This window comes from Thiobacillus sp. (assembly GCA_024235835.1).
In the GTDB taxonomy this organism is placed as follows: Bacteria; Pseudomonadota; Gammaproteobacteria; order Burkholderiales; family Thiobacillaceae; genus PFJX01.
This window is the reverse complement of sequence record JACKLQ010000002.1, coordinates 1012644-1030033: the sequence shown is the minus strand read 5'-3', so window position 1 is coordinate 1030033 and position 17390 is coordinate 1012644. Positions and strand designations below refer to the sequence as shown.

Annotated in this window: 16 protein-coding genes and 1 tRNA gene; all 17 read right to left on the bottom strand. The window is 62.9% G+C overall.

The annotated features are described in order from the left end of the window. The 17 genes from nuoN to H6935_13075 all read right to left on the bottom strand — a co-directional run bounded on the left by nuoN (position 1) and on the right by H6935_13075 (position 17390). The gene (nuoN, locus tag H6935_13155) at positions 1-1446 is read right to left on the bottom strand and encodes an NADH-quinone oxidoreductase subunit NuoN (protein ID MCP5279290.1); all 1446 of its coding nucleotides are present in this window, start codon (positions 1444-1446) and stop codon (positions 1-3) included. A gap of 13 nt (positions 1447-1459) precedes the next feature. Next, positions 1460-2959, bottom strand: coding sequence for an NADH-quinone oxidoreductase subunit M (locus H6935_13150; protein MCP5279289.1), 1500 nt, complete (start codon positions 2957-2959; stop codon positions 1460-1462). A 24-nt stretch (positions 2960-2983) separates the two neighbouring features. Beyond that, a complete protein-coding gene (gene nuoL / locus H6935_13145; protein ID MCP5279288.1) occupies positions 2984-4981 on the bottom strand; it encodes an NADH-quinone oxidoreductase subunit L in 1998 nt (665 codons plus the stop codon). A gap of 13 nt (positions 4982-4994) precedes the next feature. Then, positions 4995-5303: an NADH-quinone oxidoreductase subunit NuoK gene (nuoK, locus tag H6935_13140; GenBank protein ID MCP5279287.1), complete on the bottom strand. Its 309-nt coding sequence runs from the start codon at positions 5301-5303 to the stop codon at positions 4995-4997. A 4-nt stretch (positions 5304-5307) separates the two neighbouring features. Further along, positions 5308-5922 (bottom strand): NADH-quinone oxidoreductase subunit J, encoded by a 615-nt coding sequence (locus H6935_13135; protein MCP5279286.1) that lies wholly within the window; start codon positions 5920-5922, stop codon positions 5308-5310. Positions 5923-6015: 93 nt separating this feature from the next. Then, positions 6016-6504: an NADH-quinone oxidoreductase subunit NuoI gene (gene nuoI / locus H6935_13130; GenBank protein MCP5279285.1), complete on the bottom strand. Its 489-nt coding sequence runs from the start codon at positions 6502-6504 to the stop codon at positions 6016-6018. A 98-nt stretch (positions 6505-6602) separates the two neighbouring features. Next, on the bottom strand, positions 6603-7643 hold the full coding sequence (nuoH, locus tag H6935_13125) for an NADH-quinone oxidoreductase subunit NuoH (GenBank protein ID MCP5279284.1): 1041 nt from the start codon (positions 7641-7643) through the stop codon (positions 6603-6605). Then, entirely contained in the window at positions 7643-9952 is a 2310-nt protein-coding gene (locus H6935_13120) for an NADH-quinone oxidoreductase subunit G (protein MCP5279283.1), read from the bottom strand. Before H6935_13120 ends, nuoH begins: the two co-directional genes overlap by 1 nt. Positions 9953-10038: 86 nt before the next feature. Further along, positions 10039-11325 carry an NADH-quinone oxidoreductase subunit NuoF gene (gene nuoF, locus H6935_13115; protein ID MCP5279282.1) on the bottom strand — a complete coding sequence of 429 codons (1287 nt, stop codon included), beginning with the start codon at positions 11323-11325 and terminating at the stop codon, positions 10039-10041. Positions 11326-11464: 139 nt separating this feature from the next. Next, the gene (gene nuoE / locus H6935_13110) at positions 11465-11938 is read right to left on the bottom strand and encodes an NADH-quinone oxidoreductase subunit NuoE (GenBank protein MCP5279281.1); all 474 of its coding nucleotides are present in this window, start codon (positions 11936-11938) and stop codon (positions 11465-11467) included. A gap of 15 nt (positions 11939-11953) precedes the next feature. Next, positions 11954-13219, bottom strand: coding sequence for an NADH-quinone oxidoreductase subunit D (locus H6935_13105; protein MCP5279280.1), 1266 nt, complete (start codon positions 13217-13219; stop codon positions 11954-11956). Further along, on the bottom strand, positions 13212-13829 hold the full coding sequence (locus tag H6935_13100) for an NADH-quinone oxidoreductase subunit C (protein ID MCP5279279.1): 618 nt from the start codon (positions 13827-13829) through the stop codon (positions 13212-13214). The genes H6935_13105 and H6935_13100 overlap by 8 nt, the downstream gene beginning before the upstream one ends. A gap of 15 nt (positions 13830-13844) precedes the next feature. Next, complete coding sequence (locus H6935_13095; GenBank protein ID MCP5279278.1) at positions 13845-14321, bottom strand: NADH-quinone oxidoreductase subunit B; 477 nt, start codon at positions 14319-14321, stop codon at positions 13845-13847. A 118-nt stretch (positions 14322-14439) separates the two neighbouring features. Next, positions 14440-14796 (bottom strand): NADH-quinone oxidoreductase subunit A, encoded by a 357-nt coding sequence (locus H6935_13090; GenBank protein MCP5279277.1) that lies wholly within the window; start codon positions 14794-14796, stop codon positions 14440-14442. A 225-nt stretch (positions 14797-15021) separates the two neighbouring features. Next, positions 15022-16617, bottom strand: coding sequence for an EAL domain-containing protein (locus H6935_13085; protein ID MCP5279276.1), 1596 nt, complete (start codon positions 16615-16617; stop codon positions 15022-15024). A 405-nt stretch (positions 16618-17022) separates the two neighbouring features. Then, the gene (locus H6935_13080; GenBank protein ID MCP5279275.1) at positions 17023-17274 is read right to left on the bottom strand and encodes a hypothetical protein; all 252 of its coding nucleotides are present in this window, start codon (positions 17272-17274) and stop codon (positions 17023-17025) included. Between the two features lie 31 nt (positions 17275-17305). After that, positions 17306-17390, bottom strand: a tRNA-Leu gene (locus H6935_13075).

Sequence of the window (17390 nt, the reverse complement as noted above, 5' to 3'; positions counted from 1 at the left end):
TTACTGCAGGGACATCTGCATCGCGTGGGTGCACAGCGCGATGAGGAACTGGGGCGCGATGCCCAGGGCCAGCACGGCCAGCCCGTTGACGGACAGCAGGGCCTGGATGTCGCCCACGGGGGTGACAACGGGGGCGTCGGCCCGGGGGTTGTCGAAGTACAGGACCTTGATCACCCGCAGGTAGTAGAAAGCGCCGATGAGGGAGAACACCACCGCCACCACGGCCAGCCAGGTCCAGCCGGCCCCCACCAGGGCCTGAAGCACGGACAGCTTGGCGTAGAAGCCCACGAAGGGAGGCAGGCCGGCCATGGAGAACATGAGCATGGCCATGATGGCGGCCAGCCAGGGATGGCGCTGGTTGAGTCCCTTGAAATCTTCCAGGCTCACGGCCTCGTAGTCCTTCTGGGACAGGTATACCACCATGCCGAAGGCACCCAGGCTCATGAGCACGTAGGTGATGGCGTAGAACAGGCCGGCGGTATAGCCGGCGAAGGTGCCCGCCAGCACCCCCAGGAGCAGGAAACCCATGTGTGAGATGGTGGAATAGGCCAGCATGCGCTTGATGTTGGTCTGCATGATGGCGGCAAGGTTGCCGATGGCCAGGGACAGCACGGCCATCACCGCCAGCATGCCCTGCCAGTCGCCGATGGCGGGCTGCAGGCCGTCCACCAGCAGGCGGATGGTGAAGGCGAAGGCGGCCAGCTTGGGGGCTGAGGCGATGAACAGGGTCACTGCGGAAGGCGCTCCCTGGTATATGTCCGGCACCCACATGTGGAAGGGGGCCACGCCCAGCTTGAAGCCCAGGCCCGCCACCAGGAACACCAGTCCGAAGGCCAGGATCATGTTGTCTTGCACGCCCTCTTGGAGCACTTCCGCCATCCCCGGCAGTGCCAGGGTGCCGGTGAGGCCGTAGATGAGGGACATGCCGTAGAGCAGCAGGCCCGAGGCCAGGGCGCCCAGCACGAAGTACTTCATGGCCGCTTCCGTGGCGACGGCGGAATCCCGCTGGAAGGCCACCATGGCGTAGAGGGACAGGGACAGCAGTTCCAGGCCCACGTACAGCACCAGGAAGTGGTTGGCGGAAATCATCACCATCATGCCCAGCAGGGCGAACAGGGCCAGCACGAAGAACTCGCCCCGCAGCATCCCCCGATCCGCCAGGTAGGCGCGGGAATAGACCACCACCGCCAGGGTGGCGAAATAGCCCATGAGCTTGAGCACATCCCCCATGGCATCGTCCACGAACTGGCCGCTGAAGGTGAATTGCGTCTCGCCCGAGGCGGTGAAGGCGGTGATGACCGCGGCGCCCACCAGGGTGATGAGGGTCAGGACGTAGGAGAGCTTGCTGTCCTTGGTAATTACGTCGATGAGCAGGATGGCGCAGGCCATGGCCAGGACGAAGATCTCCGGCAGGGCGGGGGCCAGGTCAGGCGTGGAAAAGATCATGGTGTCCATCTCTTTAGTAGGCCAGCTTGCTGTGGGCCACGTGTTCCAGCAGGTTGTTCACCGAGGCGTGCATGACCTCGGTGAGGGGCGCGGGGTAGAGGCCCATACCCAGCACACACAGGGCCAGCAGCAGCAGCACCAGGAATTCCCGGGAATTGATATCGGTGAGCTCGGCCACCTTCTCGTTGCGTACAGGCCCGAACACCACGCGCTTGTACATCCACAAGGTGTAGGCCGCGCCGAAGATCAGGGTGGTGGCGGCCAGGGCGGCCCACCAGAAATTCACCTGCACGGCGCCCAGCACCACCATGAACTCGCCCACGAAGCCGGATGTTGCAGGTAATCCAGCATTCGCCATGGCGAACAGCATGAAGAAGGCGGCGAACCTGGGCATGGTGTTCACCACGCCGCCGTAGTCGCTGATCTGGCGGGAGTGGAGACGGTCGTACATCACGCCCACGCACAGAAACATGGCGGCGGAGATGAAGCCGTGGGAGATCATCTGGATCAGGCCGCCCTCGATGCCCAGGGGATTGAACAGGAAGAAACCCAGGGTGACGAAGCCCATGTGGGCGATGGACGAATAGGCGATGAGCTTCTTCATGTCGCTCTGCACCAGGGCCACCAGGCCGATATACACCACGGCGATGAGGGACAGGGTGACGATGAGCCAGGTCAGCTCATGGGCGGCGTCCGGCACGATGGGCAGGATGAAGCGCAGGAAGCCGTAGGCACCGACTTTGAGCGTAATCGCCGCCAGCACAACGGACCCCCCCGTGGGGGCTTCCACGTGGGCGTCCGGCAACCAGGTGTGCACCGGCCACATGGGCACCTTAACGGCGAAGGCGAAGAAGAAGGCCACGAACAGCAGGATCTGGGCGCTCATGGCCAGAGGCACACGGTGCCAGGCCAGGATCTCGAAACTGCCTCCGCTCTGGAAGAACAGGTAGATCAGGGCCACCAGCATGAGCAGGGAGCCCAGCAGGGTGTAGAGGAAGAACTTGATGGCCGCGTAGACCCGGTTGGGGCCGCCCCACATGCCGATGATCAGGTACAGGGGGATCAGCATGGCCTCGAAGAACACATAGAACAGCACCCCGTCCATGGCGGCGAACACGCCATTGAGCAGGCCGGACTGGATGAGGAAGGCGGCCATGTACTGGCCCACCCGCTCCTTGATCACCTCCCAGCCCGCCAGCACCACCAGCAGGGTGGTGAAGCTGTTGAGGATGACGAAGGGCATGGAGATGCCATCCACCCCCAAGTGGTACTGGATGTTGAAGGCCGGGACCCAGGGAGCCAGTTCCTCGAACTGCAGGTTGGCGGTGGAAACGTCGAAGCCCGTCCACAGGGGCAGGGTCACCAGGAAGCCCAGGGCGGCACCCAGCAGGGCCAGGGTGCGCTGGCCATCCCTGTTGCCGTCGCCACCGGTGGCCAGGATGAGCACCCCCGCCACGATGGGCACCCATATGGCGAGGCTGAGCAGTCCTATCCCAGAAAACGTCGCGTCCATCATGCGTATTTCACTTTCGTATGTTTATGCACGGGCGAACCAGGTGGCCAGCAGCAACACCCCCACCAGCATGGCGAAGGCGTAGTGGTAGATGAAGCCGGATTGCAGGTGGCGCACCACGTTGGCGATGCGGCCCACCAGGCGGGCGCTGCCGTTCACCAGGGCCCCGTCGATGGCCATCACGTCGCCCCAGCGCCACAGGCGGCCACCCAGCATGCGGGCGCCGCCGGCGAAGAACCAGTCATTGAAGTCGTCGAAGCCGTACTTCTTCTCCAGGATCACGTACAGGATGTTGAAGCGCTCGCGGATCTTCTGGGGCAGGGCCGGATTCACCATGTACAGATAGTAGGCGGACCCCACGCCGGCCACGGCCAGCCAGAAGGGCAGGGTCTGCAGCGCATGGAGACCCATGGCGGCGGCGCCATGGAACATGTTGGCCAACTCGGTCATGGCGGGATGGGCCTGGGCATCAACGCTGATGGCATGACCGAACCAGCCACCGAACAGCATGGGCTCGATGGCCAGGTAGCCGATGATCACGGACGGGATGGCCAGCAGGATCAGGGGCAGGGTCACCACCCAGGACGACTCATGGGGCTCGTGGTGATGCCCGTGGGATTCGCCTTCCTCGTCATGGCCATGGTGGGCATGGGCGTTGCGGAAACGCTCCTTGCCATGGAACACCAGGAAGTACATGCGGAAGGAGTAGAAGGCGGTGACGAACACCCCGGCGGTCACGGCCAGCCAGGCGAAGCCCGCCCCCGGCAGATTGGAGAAGTGCACCGCTTCGATGATGGAATCCTTGGAGTAGAAGCCGGACAGGAAGGGCGTGCCGATGAGGGCCAGGGAACCGATGAGGGAAGTGATCCAGGTGATGGGCATGTACTTGCGCAGGCCACCCATGTTGCGGATGTCCTGGTCGTGGTGCATGCCGATGATCACCGAGCCGGCGGCCAGGAACAGCAGGGCCTTGAAGAAGGCGTGGGTCATCAGGTGGAAGATGGCCACCCCGTAGGCGGAGACCCCCAGGGCCACGGTCATGTAGCCCAGCTGGGAAAGCGTCGAGTAGGCCACCACCCGCTTGATGTCGTTCTGGATCACGCCCAGGAAACCCATGAACAGGGCGGTGATGGCACCGATGACCATGACGAAGTTGAGGGCGATGTCCGACAACTCGAACAGGGGCGACATGCGCGCCACCATGAAGATGCCGGCGGTCACCATGGTTGCGGCGTGGATCAGGGCGGAGATGGGGGTGGGGCCTTCCATGGAGTCCGGCAGCCACACATGCAGGGGGAACTGGGCCGACTTGCCCATGGCGCCGATGAACAGCAGGATGCAGATCACCGCCATGAGGGGCCAGGTGTGGCCGTCGATGATGGAGATGGTGTGATTGGCCAAGTGGGGCGCCATCTGGAACACCTGCTGGTAGTCCAGGCTGCCGGTGTAGGCCAGCACCAGGCCGATACCCAGCAGGAAGCCGAAGTCACCCACCCGGTTTACAAGAAACGCCTTCAGGTTGGCGTAGATGGCCGTCTCCCGGGTGTACCAGAAGCCGATCAGCAGATAGGACACCAGGCCCACCGCCTCCCAGCCGAAGAACAGCTGCAGGAAGTTGTTGCTCATCACCAGCATGAGCATGGAGAAGGTGAACAGGGAGATGTAGCTGAAGAATCGCTGGTAGCCCGGGTCGTCGTGCATGTAGCCGATGGTGTAGATGTGCACGCACAGGGACACGAAGGTCACCACCAGCATCATCATCACCGTCAGGCGGTCAATGAGGAAACCCACTTCCATGGACACGTCGCCCACGGTCAGCCAGGTGTAGAGGGCGCCGTTGAAGGTGTTGCCCGCCTGCACGTCCTGGAACACCAGTAAGGAGGCCAGGAAGGAGATGAGCACGCCCAGGATGGTGACCACGTGGGCGCCGGTACGGCCGATGGCCTTGCCGAACAGGCCGGCGATGACGGCACCCACCAGGGGGGCCATCGGCACGATGAGGTAGAGGGTCTTCATGTCCATGATTTCCATGCCGTCAGCCCTTCAGGGAATCCAGGTCTTCCACGTTGATGCTGCGCAGATTGCGGAACAGCACCACCAGGATGGCCAGGCCGATGGCGGACTCCGCCGCGGCCACGGTGAGGATGAAGAACACAAACACCTGGCCCGCCATGTCGTTCAAGTAGGCGGAGAAGGCGACGAAGTTGATGTTCACCGCCAGCAGCATCAGTTCGATGGCCATGAGCAGGATGAGCACATTCTTGCGGTTCAGGAAGATGCCCACCACGCTGATGGCGAACAGGATGGAACCGAGGATGAGGTAATGGGAGAGTCCGACGTCCATCTGCTTAATCCTCTTCCTTTCGCGCTTCCGGCTTCTGGGGTTTCACGTTCACCAGGCGGACGCGATCGGCCCGTTTCACCTTCACCTGGATGGCCGGATCGATGGACTTGTTGCCCGGCCGCTTGCGGTGGGTCAGGACGATGGCGGCGATCATGGCCACCACCAGCAGCACGGCGGCCAGTTCGAAGGGATAGACATATTCGGTATAGAGCAGGCGCCCCAGCTCCTTGGTGTTGCTGTAGTCGGCGGCCTTGGCCAGGGGCGCCACCATGCCGAAGTCCTTGCCCTTCAGCACCATCACCATCTCCACCACCATGAGGCCGCCCACCAGCAGGCCCGCCGGCAGGTAGCTCCAGAAGCCCTTGCGCAGTTCCTCCAGGTTGATGTCCAGCATCATCACCACGAACAGGAACAGCACCATGACCGCGCCGATGTAGACCAGCACCAGGGTGATGGCCAGGAATTCCGCCTGGAGCAGCATCCACAGGCCGGCGGCGCTGAAGAAGGCCAGCACCAGGGCCAGCGCCGCGTGCACCGGGTTGCGCGCGGTGATGACGCGCAGGCCCGCCAGCAACAGGATGGCGGAGAGGAAATAGAAGATGACGGAGGTGAATTCCATGTTCAGTTCTGTGAAATGTGAAAAGTGAAATGTGAAACGTGACGTTTCGCTGCGGTTTTACATTTCACTTTTCACCTTTCACTTTGCACATGTTTACCGGTAACGGGCGTCCTGGGCACGGTCCTTGGCGATCTGCTCTTCGTATTTGTCCCCCACCGCCAGGAGCATGTCCTTGGTGTAGTAGAGGTCGCCCCGCTTCTCGCCGTGGTACTCCAGTACGCGGGTCTCGACGATGGCATCCACCGGGCAGGCTTCCTCGCAGAAGCCGCAGAATATGCACTTGGTCAGGTCGATGTCGTACACCGTGGTGCGGCGCGTGCCATCCGCCCGCTGCTCCGACTCGATCTTGATGGCCAGGGCCGGGCACACGGCCTCGCACAGCTTGCAGGCGATGCAGCGTTCCTCGCCGTTGGGATAGCGGCGCTGGGCATGGAGTCCCCGGAAGCGGAAGGACTGGGGCGTCTTCTCCTCCGGAAACTGTACCGTGATCTTGCGAGCGAACAGGTGGCGGCCCGTGAGGGCCATTCCCTTCACCAGCTCGGTGAGCAGGAAGGTGTCGAAGAAGTACTTGATCCGGTTCAGCATGTCAGGCCTCCCGACGGGCCGCCCCGAGGGAGGCCAGGCTCCCCCTTGGGGGAGACGCGAACGAAGTGAGCTAGAGGGCTGCACATATATTCCCCTCAATGGAACAGGTAGCCCCAGGGGGTCTGCATGGCGGCGCCCACCACCAGGATCCACACCAGGGTCACGGGGATGAACACCTTCCAGCCCAGGCGCATGATCTGGTCATAGCGGTAGCGGGGGAAGGTGGCGCGGAACCACAGGAACAGGAAGAGCACGAAGCTCATCTTGGCGAACATCCAGAGGATGCCGTCCGGCAGGAAAGGCAGCGGCGACAGCCAGCCCCCCAGGAACATGACGCTGGTAAGGCCGGCAATGAGGATCATGTTGGCGTATTCCGCCAGGAAGAACACGGCGAAGGCCATGCCCGAATATTCCACATGAAAGCCGGCCACGATCTCCGATTCCCCTTCCGCCACGTCGAAGGGCGCCCGGTTGGTCTCCGCCACGCCGGAGATCAGGTACACCATGAACAGGGGGAACAGGGGCAGCCAGTACCAGTGCCAGAAACCGCCCGCCTGTCCCTGGACGATGTCGATGAGATTCAGGCTCTGGGAAGCCATCAGCACCCCGACCAATGCAAATCCCATGGCGATTTCATAGGACACGATCTGGGCCGATGAACGCATGGCTCCCAGAAAGGCGTACTTGGAGTTGGAGGCCCAGCCGGCGATGACCACGCCATACACGCCCATGGAGGTGATGGCCATGATGTACAACAGGCCGGCGTTGACGTTGGCCAGCACCAGATGGTCGGTGAAGGGGAACACGGCCCAGGCCGCCAGGGCGGGGGCGATGGCCAGCACCGGCCCCAGCAGGAAGAGGCCCTTGTTGGCGCCGCTGGGTATGACGATCTCCTTCATCAGCAGCTTGATACCGTCGGCCAGGGGCTGCAGCAGGCCGAAGTAACCGACGCGGTTGGGGCCGATGCGCACCTGCATGTAGCCGATGACCTTGCGCTCGGCGTAGGTCAGATAGGCCACGCCGATCATCAGGGGCGCGACGATGACCATGATCTTCACCAGGGTCCAGAGGGGCAGCCAGGCCGGCCCAAGCAGATCAGAGGCGGTCACCAGCAAGGGTGCTAGCAGGGCATCCATCAGGCACGCTCCACGGTAATGGCACCGAACCGGGCACCCAGGCAGGCCTTCGTGACACCGCCAGCGGAAACACGCAACACGTCGTCGGCCAGGCGGTCATCCTGGCGCAGGGTCAGCACGGCGGCGGCGTCCCCCTGCTTCACCCGTACGCTGACACCGGCCTCCAGTCCCAGGCCAGCCAGCAGGCGGCCGTTGGCGAAGACCTCGCCATCCGCCCCGGCAGTGGCCTGGAGGGCGGGCGCCCGGCGCGTCAGGGGATCCAGTTGGTAGATGGGGGTCTCGCCCAGGCGGCGGATGCCGGCTTCGCCACTGAGATCGCCCAAGACGACGCCGGCGATGGTGTTGTCCAGATGGGCGGAGATATTGCCCTGGCCCCGGGGCAGGGCATCGGCCCCCACGGACTCCACGCTGTCGTAGTCGAAGCCATTCAGGGACAACAGGTTGCCCAATACCCGCAACACCTTCCAGGCGGGCCGTGCCTCGCCCAGGGGCTTCACGGCGCCGTGGAAGGACTGCGCGCGGCCTTCCATGTTCACGTAGGTGCCGGCCGTCTCGGTGAAGGGCGCGATGGGCAGCAGCACGTTGCAATCTTCCAGGGCCGGGCTCCTGAAGGCCGTCAGGGCCACGGAGAAGTCGGCGGCCTTGATGGCGGCCCGGGCAGCGGCGGCATCGAAGGCGTCCAGCTCCGGCTCCACGCCCATCAAGACATAAGCGCGAATTGACGATCCCTCGGGCTGGGCCAGCATGGCGGTGGCATTGAGGCCGTTCGGTCCCGGCAGGGCGCCGGCCAGCTGGGCGCCCACGGAATCGGCGGCCACGGAAAGGAAGCCCAGGGTTGCGCCGGAGGCCTGGGCGATGGCCTGGGCCAGGGCATGGATGCGGTCCGCGTCGGGATGGTTCTGGGCCAGGGCGCCCAGCAGCACGGCCTTCTGCTCGCCACCCATCAGGCTGTCGGCGATGGCGCGGGCGGCATCGGACACATCCACATGCCCTACATCCACATGCATGGCCTTGGCCACCTGGGCCAGGGCATTCACCCAGGCACCGGGACTGGCGATGAGCTTGCCGTGAACTTTGCACAGCAGGTTGTCGTCTGCGGCATGGATGACGTTGAGCTGGCCCTTGTTCTTCACGGCCTGGCGGATGCGCCGGGCCACCAGGGGCTGCTCCTGGCGCAGGGTGGAGCCCACCAGCAGGATGCGCTCCAGATTGTCGAGTTGTTCGATGGGCAAGCCCAGCCATCGGGCACCCTGCCCCACCATGGCACCGGCCTGGGCCAGACGGTGGTCGATGTTCTCGCTGCCCAGGCCCCGCAGCACCTTGGTGAAGAGATACAGCTCTTCCACGGTCTGGTGGGCAGAAACCAGGCCACCGATGGCGGCGACGCCCTTGGTCTCGCGGACATGCACCAGGTTGGCAGCCACCCGCTCCAGGGCGTCCTGCCAGCCGATCTCCATCCACTGACCACCTTCCTTCACCAAAGGCTTGGTAAGGCGTTCGGCACTGTTCAGAGCCTCGTAGCTGTAGCGGTCACGGTCGGCGATCCAGCATTCGTTGACGGGCTCGTTCTCCTGGGGCACCACGCGGAAAACCTTGCCGTTCTTCACGTGAACCTGGAGGTTGGCGCCCAGGCCGTCGTGGGGACTCACCGCCTTGCGGCGGGACAGTTCCCAGGACCGGGCGGCGAAGCGGAAAGGCTTGGAGGTCAGGGCGCCCACGGGGCACAGCTCGATGACGTTGCCTGACAGCTCGTGGGTGACCTGGGCCTCCAGGAAGGGCATCACCTCGCTGTGCTCGCCGCGACCGGCCATGCCCAGCTCCATCAGGCCAGCAACTTCCTGGCCGAAGCGCACGCAGCGGCTGCAGTGGATGCAGCGGGTCATGTCGGTGGCGATGAGGGGACCCAAGTCCTTTTCCTTCACCACCCGCTTGGGTTCGCTGTAGCTGGAGGCGGAGCCGCCGTAGCCCACGGCCATATCCTGCAGCATGCACTCTCCGCCCTGGTCGCAGATGGGGCAATCCAGTGGGTGGTTGATGAGCAGGAACTCCATCACGCCCTTCTGGGCCTCGATGGCCTTGGGGGAATGGGTCTTCACCTTCATGCCGTCGGTGACGGGGGTGGCGCAGGCCGGCAGGGGCTTGGGCGCCTTCTCCACCTCCACCAGGCACATGCGGCAGTTGGCGGCGATGGACAGCTTCTTGTGGTAGCAGAAATGGGGAATGGCGATGCCGGCCTGATGGGCGGCGTCCATCACCGTCGCGCCCGGCGCGACTTCCATTTCCTGGCCGTCGATTTCGATCAGTGGCATGTCAGGACTCCCGGCGGGCCGCCCCGAGGGAGGCCATGCTCCCCCTTGGGGGGACGCGAACGGAGTGAGGTAGGGGGTTATTCATGTCAGGCGCCCACCATGCAGCGCTTGTTCTCGATGTGGTACTCGAATTCCTGGCGGAAGTGCTTGACGAAGCTCACCACCGGGCCCACGGCGGCATCGCCCAAGGCACAGATGGTGCGGCCGCCGATGTTGCCGCCGATGCGCACCAGCTCGTCCAGATCCTCGGGCCGGCCCTTGCCGTGCTCGATGCGGTGCACGATGCGGTACATCCAGCCCGTGCCCTCGCGGCAGGGCGTGCACTGGCCGCAGGATTCCTCGAAGTAGAAATAGGACAGGCGCTCCAGGGCCTTCACCATGCACACCGTCTCGTCCATGACGATGACCGCGCCGGAACCCAGCATGGAGCCCGCCTTGGCGATGGCATCGAAGTCCAGGGTGCAGCCCATCATCACGTCGCCTGGCAACACGGGAGCGGAGGAACCGCCGGGGATGACGGCCTTCAGCTTGTGCCCGTCGCGCACGCCACCGGCCATTTCCAGGAGGTCGGCGAAAGGCGTTCCCAGGGGGATCTCGTAGTTGCCCGGCTTGTTCACGTGGCCGGAGATGGAAAAGATCTTGGAGCCGCCGTTGTTGGGCTTGCCCAGTTCCAGGAAGGCCTGGCCGCCGTGGCGCATGATCCAGGGAATGCTGGCCAGGGTCTCGGTGTTGTTGATGGTGGTGGGCTTGCCGTACAGGCCGAAGCTGGCGGGGAACGGGGGCTTGAAGCGGGGCTGCCCCTTCTTGCCTTCGATGGACTCCAGCAGGGCGGTTTCCTCGCCGCAGATGTAGGCGCCGTAGCCGTGGTGGGCGTGGAGGTCGAAGTCCCAGCCGGAGCCCAGGATGTTCCTGCCCAGGAAGCCGGCGGCCCGGGCCTCATCCAGGGCTTTTTCCCAGGAGGCGTACTGCTCGAAGATCTCGCCGTGGATGTAGTTGTAGCCGGCCCTGGCCCCCAGGGTGTAGCCGGCGATGACCATGCCCTCGATGAGCTGGTGGGGGTTGAACTGGACGATGTCCCGGTCCTTGAAGGTGCCCGGCTCGCCCTCGTCCGTGTTGCAGACCACGTACTTGTCCCCGGGGAAGCTGCGGGGCATGAAGCTCCACTTCAGGCCCGTGGGGAAGCCGGCGCCGCCCCGGCCCCGCAGGGCGGAGATCTTCACCTGCTCGATGATCTGCTCGGCGGGCGTCTTCTCCACCAGTATCTTCTTCAGGGCCTCGTAGCCGCCGTTGGCCGTGTAGGTGGCCAGGCTGGCGGGGTTGTCGTAGCCCAGGGTCCAGAGGCAGACCTGGGTGTCAGGCGTGTTCAAACTCATAGACCATCCCCGCGCTTGCATGCAGGAACGAACACGCAAGCCCGCCCCCCGAGGGCATTTACTCGGCCCCCGTGCTTGTAGATACAAGCACACCCCCCAAGGGGGTTAAGACCTGACTTGAGGCGGCTCCGCGTCATGCTCATTTCATGTCATCCAGGAGTTTTTCCACCGACTCGGGGGTCAGATGGGTGTGCATCTTGTGGTTGTTGTGCAGGCACAGGGGGCCGTGGCCGCAAGTGCCCATGCACTCGCCTTCCTTCAGGGTGTAGCGCCCGTCCGCCGTGGTCTCGCCGAAGCCGATGCCCAGCTTGGCCTGCATGCGCTCGGCAATCTTGTCCGCCCCCTGCAGCTGGCAGGGCAGGTTGGTGCACAGGGTCACCTTGTTGCGACCCACAGGCTCCAGGTCATACATGTTGTAGAACGTGGCCACCTCGTACACGGCGATGGCGGGCATGTCCAGGTAGTCGGCCACGTAGGCGATGGTGTCCCTGGACAGCCAGCCCAGTTCGGTCTGGGCGATGCGCAGGGCGCCCATCACCGCCGACTGCTTCTGGTCAGCCGGGTATTTGGCGCATTCCTTGTCGATCTGGGCGAGGGATTCAGCAGTCAGCATGGTCGGGTTCTGGGGTCAGCGGTCGATGTCGCCGAAGACGATGTCTAGGGTGCCGATGATGGCCACCGCGTCGGCGATCATGTGGCCGCGGGAGAGTTCATCCATGGCGGCGAGGTGGGAGAAGCCGGGGGCGCGCAGCTTGAGGCGGTAAGGCTTGTTGGCGCCATCCGACACCAGATACACGCCGAACTCGCCCTTGGAGTGCTCCACCGCCGCGTAGGCCTCGCCCTCGGGCACGTGCATGCCCTCGGTGAAGAGCTTGAAATGGTGGATAAGCTCTTCCATGTTGGACTTCATGGCCTCTCGGGAAGGCGGCGCCACCTTGTGGTTGTCGGTGATCACAGGACCCGCTCCTTTGGCTTCATCCTTGCGCAACCAGTCCACGCACTGCTTGATGATGCGGTTGGACTGGCGCATCTCCTCCATGCGCACCAGGTAACGGTCGTAGCAGTCGCCGTTGCGGCCCACGGGGATCTCGAAGTCCATATGCTCGTAGGCGGCATAGGGCTGCATCTTGCGCAAATCCCAGGCAATGCCGGAACCCCGCACCATGGGGCCGGTGCAACCCAGGGCCTTGGCCCGGTCCGGGTCCAGCACGCCGATGCCCACGGTACGCTGCTTCCAGATGCGGTTATCCGTGAGCAGGGTCTCGTACTCGTCCACATACCTGGGGAAACGGCGGGTGAAGTCCTCGATGAAATCCAGTACGGAGCCCTGGCGGTTGGCGTTCATATCCGCCATGGCGGCGGCATTGCGGGTGTGCTGGGCGGCGTACTGGGGCATACTGTCCGGCAGGTCGCGATACACGCCGCCAGGCCGATAGTAGGCCGCGTGCATGCGGGCGCCGGACACGGCCTCGTACACGTCCATGAGATCCTCCCGCTCACGGAAGGCATACAGGAAGACAGTCATGGCGCCCACGTCCAGGGCGTGGGTACCCAGCCACAGCAGGTGGTTCAGGATACGGGTGATCTCGTCGAACATCACGCGGATGTACTGGGCCCGCTCCGGCACCGGCAACCGCAGCAACTTCTCGATGGCCATGCAGTAGGCATGCTCGTTCTGCATCATGGACATGTAGTCCAGGCGGTCCATGTAGGGTACGCACTGGAGGAAAGTCTTGTGTTCGGCCAACTTCTCGGTGCCGCGATGCAGCAGGCCGACATGGGGATCGGCCCGCTCGATGACCTCGCCATCAAGTTCCAGCACCAGGCGCAATACGCCATGGGCAGCGGGGTGTTGCGGTCCGAAGTTCAGGGTGTAATTGCGGATCTCAGCCACGGCTGCTCTCCACGTTGGTGTCGCCGTAGTTTTCCTCGCGCAGGATGCGGGGCGTGATCTCCCGGGGCTCCACGGTGACAGGCTGATAGACCACCCGCTTGAGGTCAGGATCGTAGCGCATCTCCACATGGCCGGAGAGGGGAAAGTCCTTGCGGAACGGGTGGCCGATGAAGCCATAGTCGGTAAGGATGCGACGCAGATCCGGGTGCCCATCGAAGACGATGCCGAACAGGTCGAAAGCCTCCCGCTCGAACCAGTTCACCGCGGGCCAGACATCCACCAGGGAGCCCACCACGGGGAGGTCGTCATCGGTGCAAAAGGCGCGCACCCGCACGCGCTGATTCTTCTTCACGGAAAGCAGGTGCGCCACCACGGCGAAGCGGCGACCGCCCCACGCCCCCTCCTTGTAGGCGGAGAAGTCCACGCCGCACAGGTCGATAAGGGTATCGAACCCCAGGCCGGGTTCGTCCCGCAGGCGCGTACACACGTCCACCCAGTTTTCCTGGGCCACTTCCAGGGTTACCTCTCCGAGGGCCAGGTTGGCCTTGAGGAGATCATCCCCCAGGGTCTCCTCAAGGCGCGCGAACAGGGCTTCCGGGGTCAACGGCATGTCATAAGTCCTTTATCAGCGCGCGATGGTGCTGGTACGCCGGATTTTCTTCTGCAACTGCACCAGCCCATAAAGCAGCGCCTCCGCGGTGGGCGGGCAACCGGGGACATAGATGTCCACGGGCACGATGCGGTCGCAACCACGCACGACGGAATAGGAATAGTGGTAATAGCCACCACCATTGGCGCAGGACCCCATGGAGATGACCCATCGGGGCTCGGCCATCTGGTCATATACCTTGCGCAGGGCCGGGGCCATCTTGTTGCAGAGGGTGCCAGCCACGATCATCAGGTCCGACTGGCGAGGGCTCGGACGGAAAACGATGCCGAAACGGTCCAGGTCATAGCGGGAGGCGCCCGCCTGCATCATCTCGATGGCGCAACAGGCCAGGCCAAAGGTCATGGGCCACAGAGAGCCGGTACGGGTGTAGTTCACCACCGCGTCCACAGTGGTGGTGACAAAGCCTTTTTCCAGGATGCCTTCGATGCTCATTTACGCCCGCTCCGACAAGCCAATTCCATACCCACCCGCATCATTTCGCAGGCAGGCCTTTGCACCGGTTCGATCCCCATTGCAAGCACGGAGCGCTTCGCCCAACGGTTCCAAAGCCTTACTCCCAATCCAGCGCTCCCTTCATCCACTCGTAGACGAAGCCCACCACGAGGATGCCCAGGAAGATCACCATGGCGACGAAACCGAACAAGCCGATTTCCTCCAGCACCACGGCCCAGGGGAAAAGGAAGGCGATCTCCAGGTCGAACAGGATGAACAGGATGGCCACCAGGTAGTAGCGCACGTCGAACTTCATGCGCGCGTCCTCGAAGGCCTCGAAACCGCACTCGTAGGGGGAAAGCTTTTCCGCATCTGGACGATTGGGGGCCAGTAGCCACCCCGCCAGCATGGGAACCACGCCTATTGCCAGCCCCACCAGTATGAACATCAGAACCGGAAAATAATTTTCGAGCATTTTTTCGCGCGTTGCGTCCGATCGGCTGAGCCACTAGACCGCGCCGAAGCGCAGCAGGAAAGGCGCGAGTTTAGGGGGTAAGCGGAAAAGCTGTCAAGGAAAGCAATTCCAAAAAACCCATATACATCAATGGCTTAATAAATTTATTAAGGGGGCGATAAGGAAATTTGATGTCATCTCCCTGCCCTATTGTTTCGTGTCCGGCCATCGGTTGCCGTCCTTGATTCAAGGAGATCGGGCGTGGATCCATTCAACAAACTGCTGTGGAGACATGGGCCGCGCATGAAAATAGCCTTGTGACTCATCGCAATCCACGCTTCGCACGAAGGCAAGCTCAGCGTCGCTTTCCACCCCTTCCGCCACGACTTCCATGGAAAGACTGCGAGCCAAGGCCACGATGGCGCGGATGATGGACGCATTGACCGGCATGCGATCCACCTCCCGCACAAAGGACTGATCGATCTTCAGCCGATGGATGGGAAAACGCTGCAGATAGCCCAGGCTGGAAAACCCGGTACCGAAGTCGTCCAGCGCCAGATGCACGCCTAGTGTCTGGAGCGCCTGAAGGGTTTCCATGACGTGGGTCGCGTCACTCATCACCATGCCCTCGGTCAATTCCAGTTCCAGCATGCTGTAGTCAGCACAGTTGTTACCCAGCAATTCCCTTACCCGGGTGGTGAAATTTGGCTGCCTGAACTGAAGCGGCGAGATGTTTACCGACATGCGCATCGGTGGCAGCCCCTGGTCCCGCCAGGCCCGCTGCTGCAGACAGGCCTCAGCCAGCACCCATTCCCCAATAGGCACAATCTGGCCCGAATCCTCGGCGATACCGATGAACGCACCCGGCGACAACACGCCACGCTGTGGGTGCAGCCACCGCACCAAGGCTTCCACGCCCACGACCCGGCCGTCACGCAGGCTGACTTGGGGTTGGTACGCCAGAAAGAACTCCTTGTTCTCCAAGGCACGCTTGAGATCCGTCTCCAGTTGAAGACGTTCCTGGGAATAGGTGGTCATGCCGGGTTCAAAGCGGCGGAAACCGTTGCGGCCATTCAGTTTTGCGTCATACATGGCAGCGTCGGCCTTGCTGAGCAGCACCCCCACGTCCCGATCGTCTCGGGGAAACAGCGCTATGCCAATGCTCAAAGTGACCCGAATTTCTCGATCCAGGATCGTGAAGGGCTTCCGCATGGCTTCCATGAAACGGCGCGCCAGAATTTCGATGTCGTCCACCGTGCGCAGCCCATCCACCAGGACCGCGAATTCATCCCCACCCAGGCGGGCCAGGGTGTCGCAGTCGCGTATGCAGGCTTGCAGGCGCTTCACCACGCCCTGCAGCAACAGATCCCCCACGCCGTGGCCCATGGAGTCGTTGATTTGCTTGAAGCGGTCCACGTCGATGAACATCAGCCCCAACTCCGCACCGCTGCGCTGGGCTTCCCGGCATGCCTGGTTGAGGCGGTCCGTGAACAGCATGCGATTGGGAATTTGCGTAAGGGAATCGTAATGGGCCAGGTAATAGAGATCGGCCTGCTTGCGTTGCGTGATCTCCTCCAGCAGGTCGTTGCCGCTGGCGATACCTGCGTAGCGCCCTCCCCGGGTCACGATGAACCCGCTCACCATGTGGCGCATGCCCTCGCCCACGATGATCCGCGCCACATCGTCAACACTGGTTTGCTCGTCCACGACCACCGGCGCTCCACCACCAAACACCTCCGGTCTGGTTTTTCGCAGGTCTTCCAGCCTGCTCTTGCCAAACAGATCCCTGGAATAGAGCCTGCTCAGAAACTCAACGAAGCTGGCCCGGTCGATCAGTGCCACAGGCCGATTTTCCTGGTCGACTACAGGCAGTGCCCAAAGCCAGGTCTCGGCGTGGAACCTTGCCAAGGCTTCCAGGCAGCCGGCTGAGTCCCGGATGGACGGCACCGAACGCATCAACTGGGCAACGACCGGGCTTTCCAGCCTTAGCCCCTGCCCTCCCTGGAATGGAGGGGGCCCAAGACGGTCCGGACCTGTCATGGGTGGGCGATTTTTTGCTTGCGGATCCATCAGGTGAGGAACTTTTCGAATGCCCGGGTGGATTGCTGGGCCTGCTGACCCCGATCGACGAACCCCATGCTGTTTCCCAATAGGGCACGCTGCTGGGAGAACGCACATCCCAGCGCCAGGACAAGGTTCAGGCGAGCCGGAGCTACTGTTCCAGCGACCCTGGCTCCGCCACTATTCTTAATCGCGATGCGCCCCAATTGAAGTATGAGCACGGGACAAAACACTGAGTGGATGGACAAAGGCAAGCTCCCACTGAGATTCCAGCGAGAAAAGCCTATGAAAGAAATATGACAACACATGCATTTCCCGGTGTTCGCCGGGGAAAAAAACAAATACAGCCATATCAGTGCAGGCACCAGAAGGTGCGGCAGAAAAAACAAAGCCCGCTAAAAAGCAGGCTTTAAAGCTGTTTGCAGATGCTTGCTGCAAATGCTTGCTGCAAATGCTTGCTAAGTTGTACTGGTGCCGACGGCGAGACTCGAACTCGCACGACTTTCGTCACTGCCCCCTCAAGACAGCGTGTCTACCAATTTCACCACGTCGGC

Excerpts from the sequence above, each read along its gene's own strand:
- nuoN (MCP5279290.1), bottom strand. The coding sequence starts at position 1,446 with ATGATCTTTTCCACGCCTGACCTGGCCCCCGCCCTGCCGGAGATCTTC.
- H6935_13150 (MCP5279289.1), bottom strand. The coding sequence starts at position 2,959 with ATGGACGCGACGTTTTCTGGGATAGGACTGCTCAGCCTCGCCATATGG.
- nuoL (MCP5279288.1), bottom strand. The coding sequence starts at position 4,981 with ATGGACATGAAGACCCTCTACCTCATCGTGCCGATGGCCCCCCTGGTG.
- nuoK (MCP5279287.1), bottom strand. The coding sequence starts at position 5,303 with ATGGACGTCGGACTCTCCCATTACCTCATCCTCGGTTCCATCCTGTTC.
- H6935_13135 (MCP5279286.1), bottom strand. The coding sequence starts at position 5,922 with ATGGAATTCACCTCCGTCATCTTCTATTTCCTCTCCGCCATCCTGTTG.
- nuoH (MCP5279284.1), bottom strand. The coding sequence starts at position 7,643 with ATGGATGCCCTGCTAGCACCCTTGCTGGTGACCGCCTCTGATCTGCTT.
- H6935_13120 (MCP5279283.1), bottom strand. The coding sequence starts at position 9,952 with ATGCCACTGATCGAAATCGACGGCCAGGAAATGGAAGTCGCGCCGGGC.
- nuoF (MCP5279282.1), bottom strand. The coding sequence starts at position 11,325 with ATGAGTTTGAACACGCCTGACACCCAGGTCTGCCTCTGGACCCTGGGC.
- nuoE (MCP5279281.1), bottom strand. The coding sequence starts at position 11,938 with ATGCTGACTGCTGAATCCCTCGCCCAGATCGACAAGGAATGCGCCAAA.
- H6935_13100 (MCP5279279.1), bottom strand. The coding sequence starts at position 13,829 with ATGCCGTTGACCCCGGAAGCCCTGTTCGCGCGCCTTGAGGAGACCCTG.
- H6935_13095 (MCP5279278.1), bottom strand. The coding sequence starts at position 14,321 with ATGAGCATCGAAGGCATCCTGGAAAAAGGCTTTGTCACCACCACTGTG.
- H6935_13090 (MCP5279277.1), bottom strand. The coding sequence starts at position 14,796 with ATGCTCGAAAATTATTTTCCGGTTCTGATGTTCATACTGGTGGGGCTG.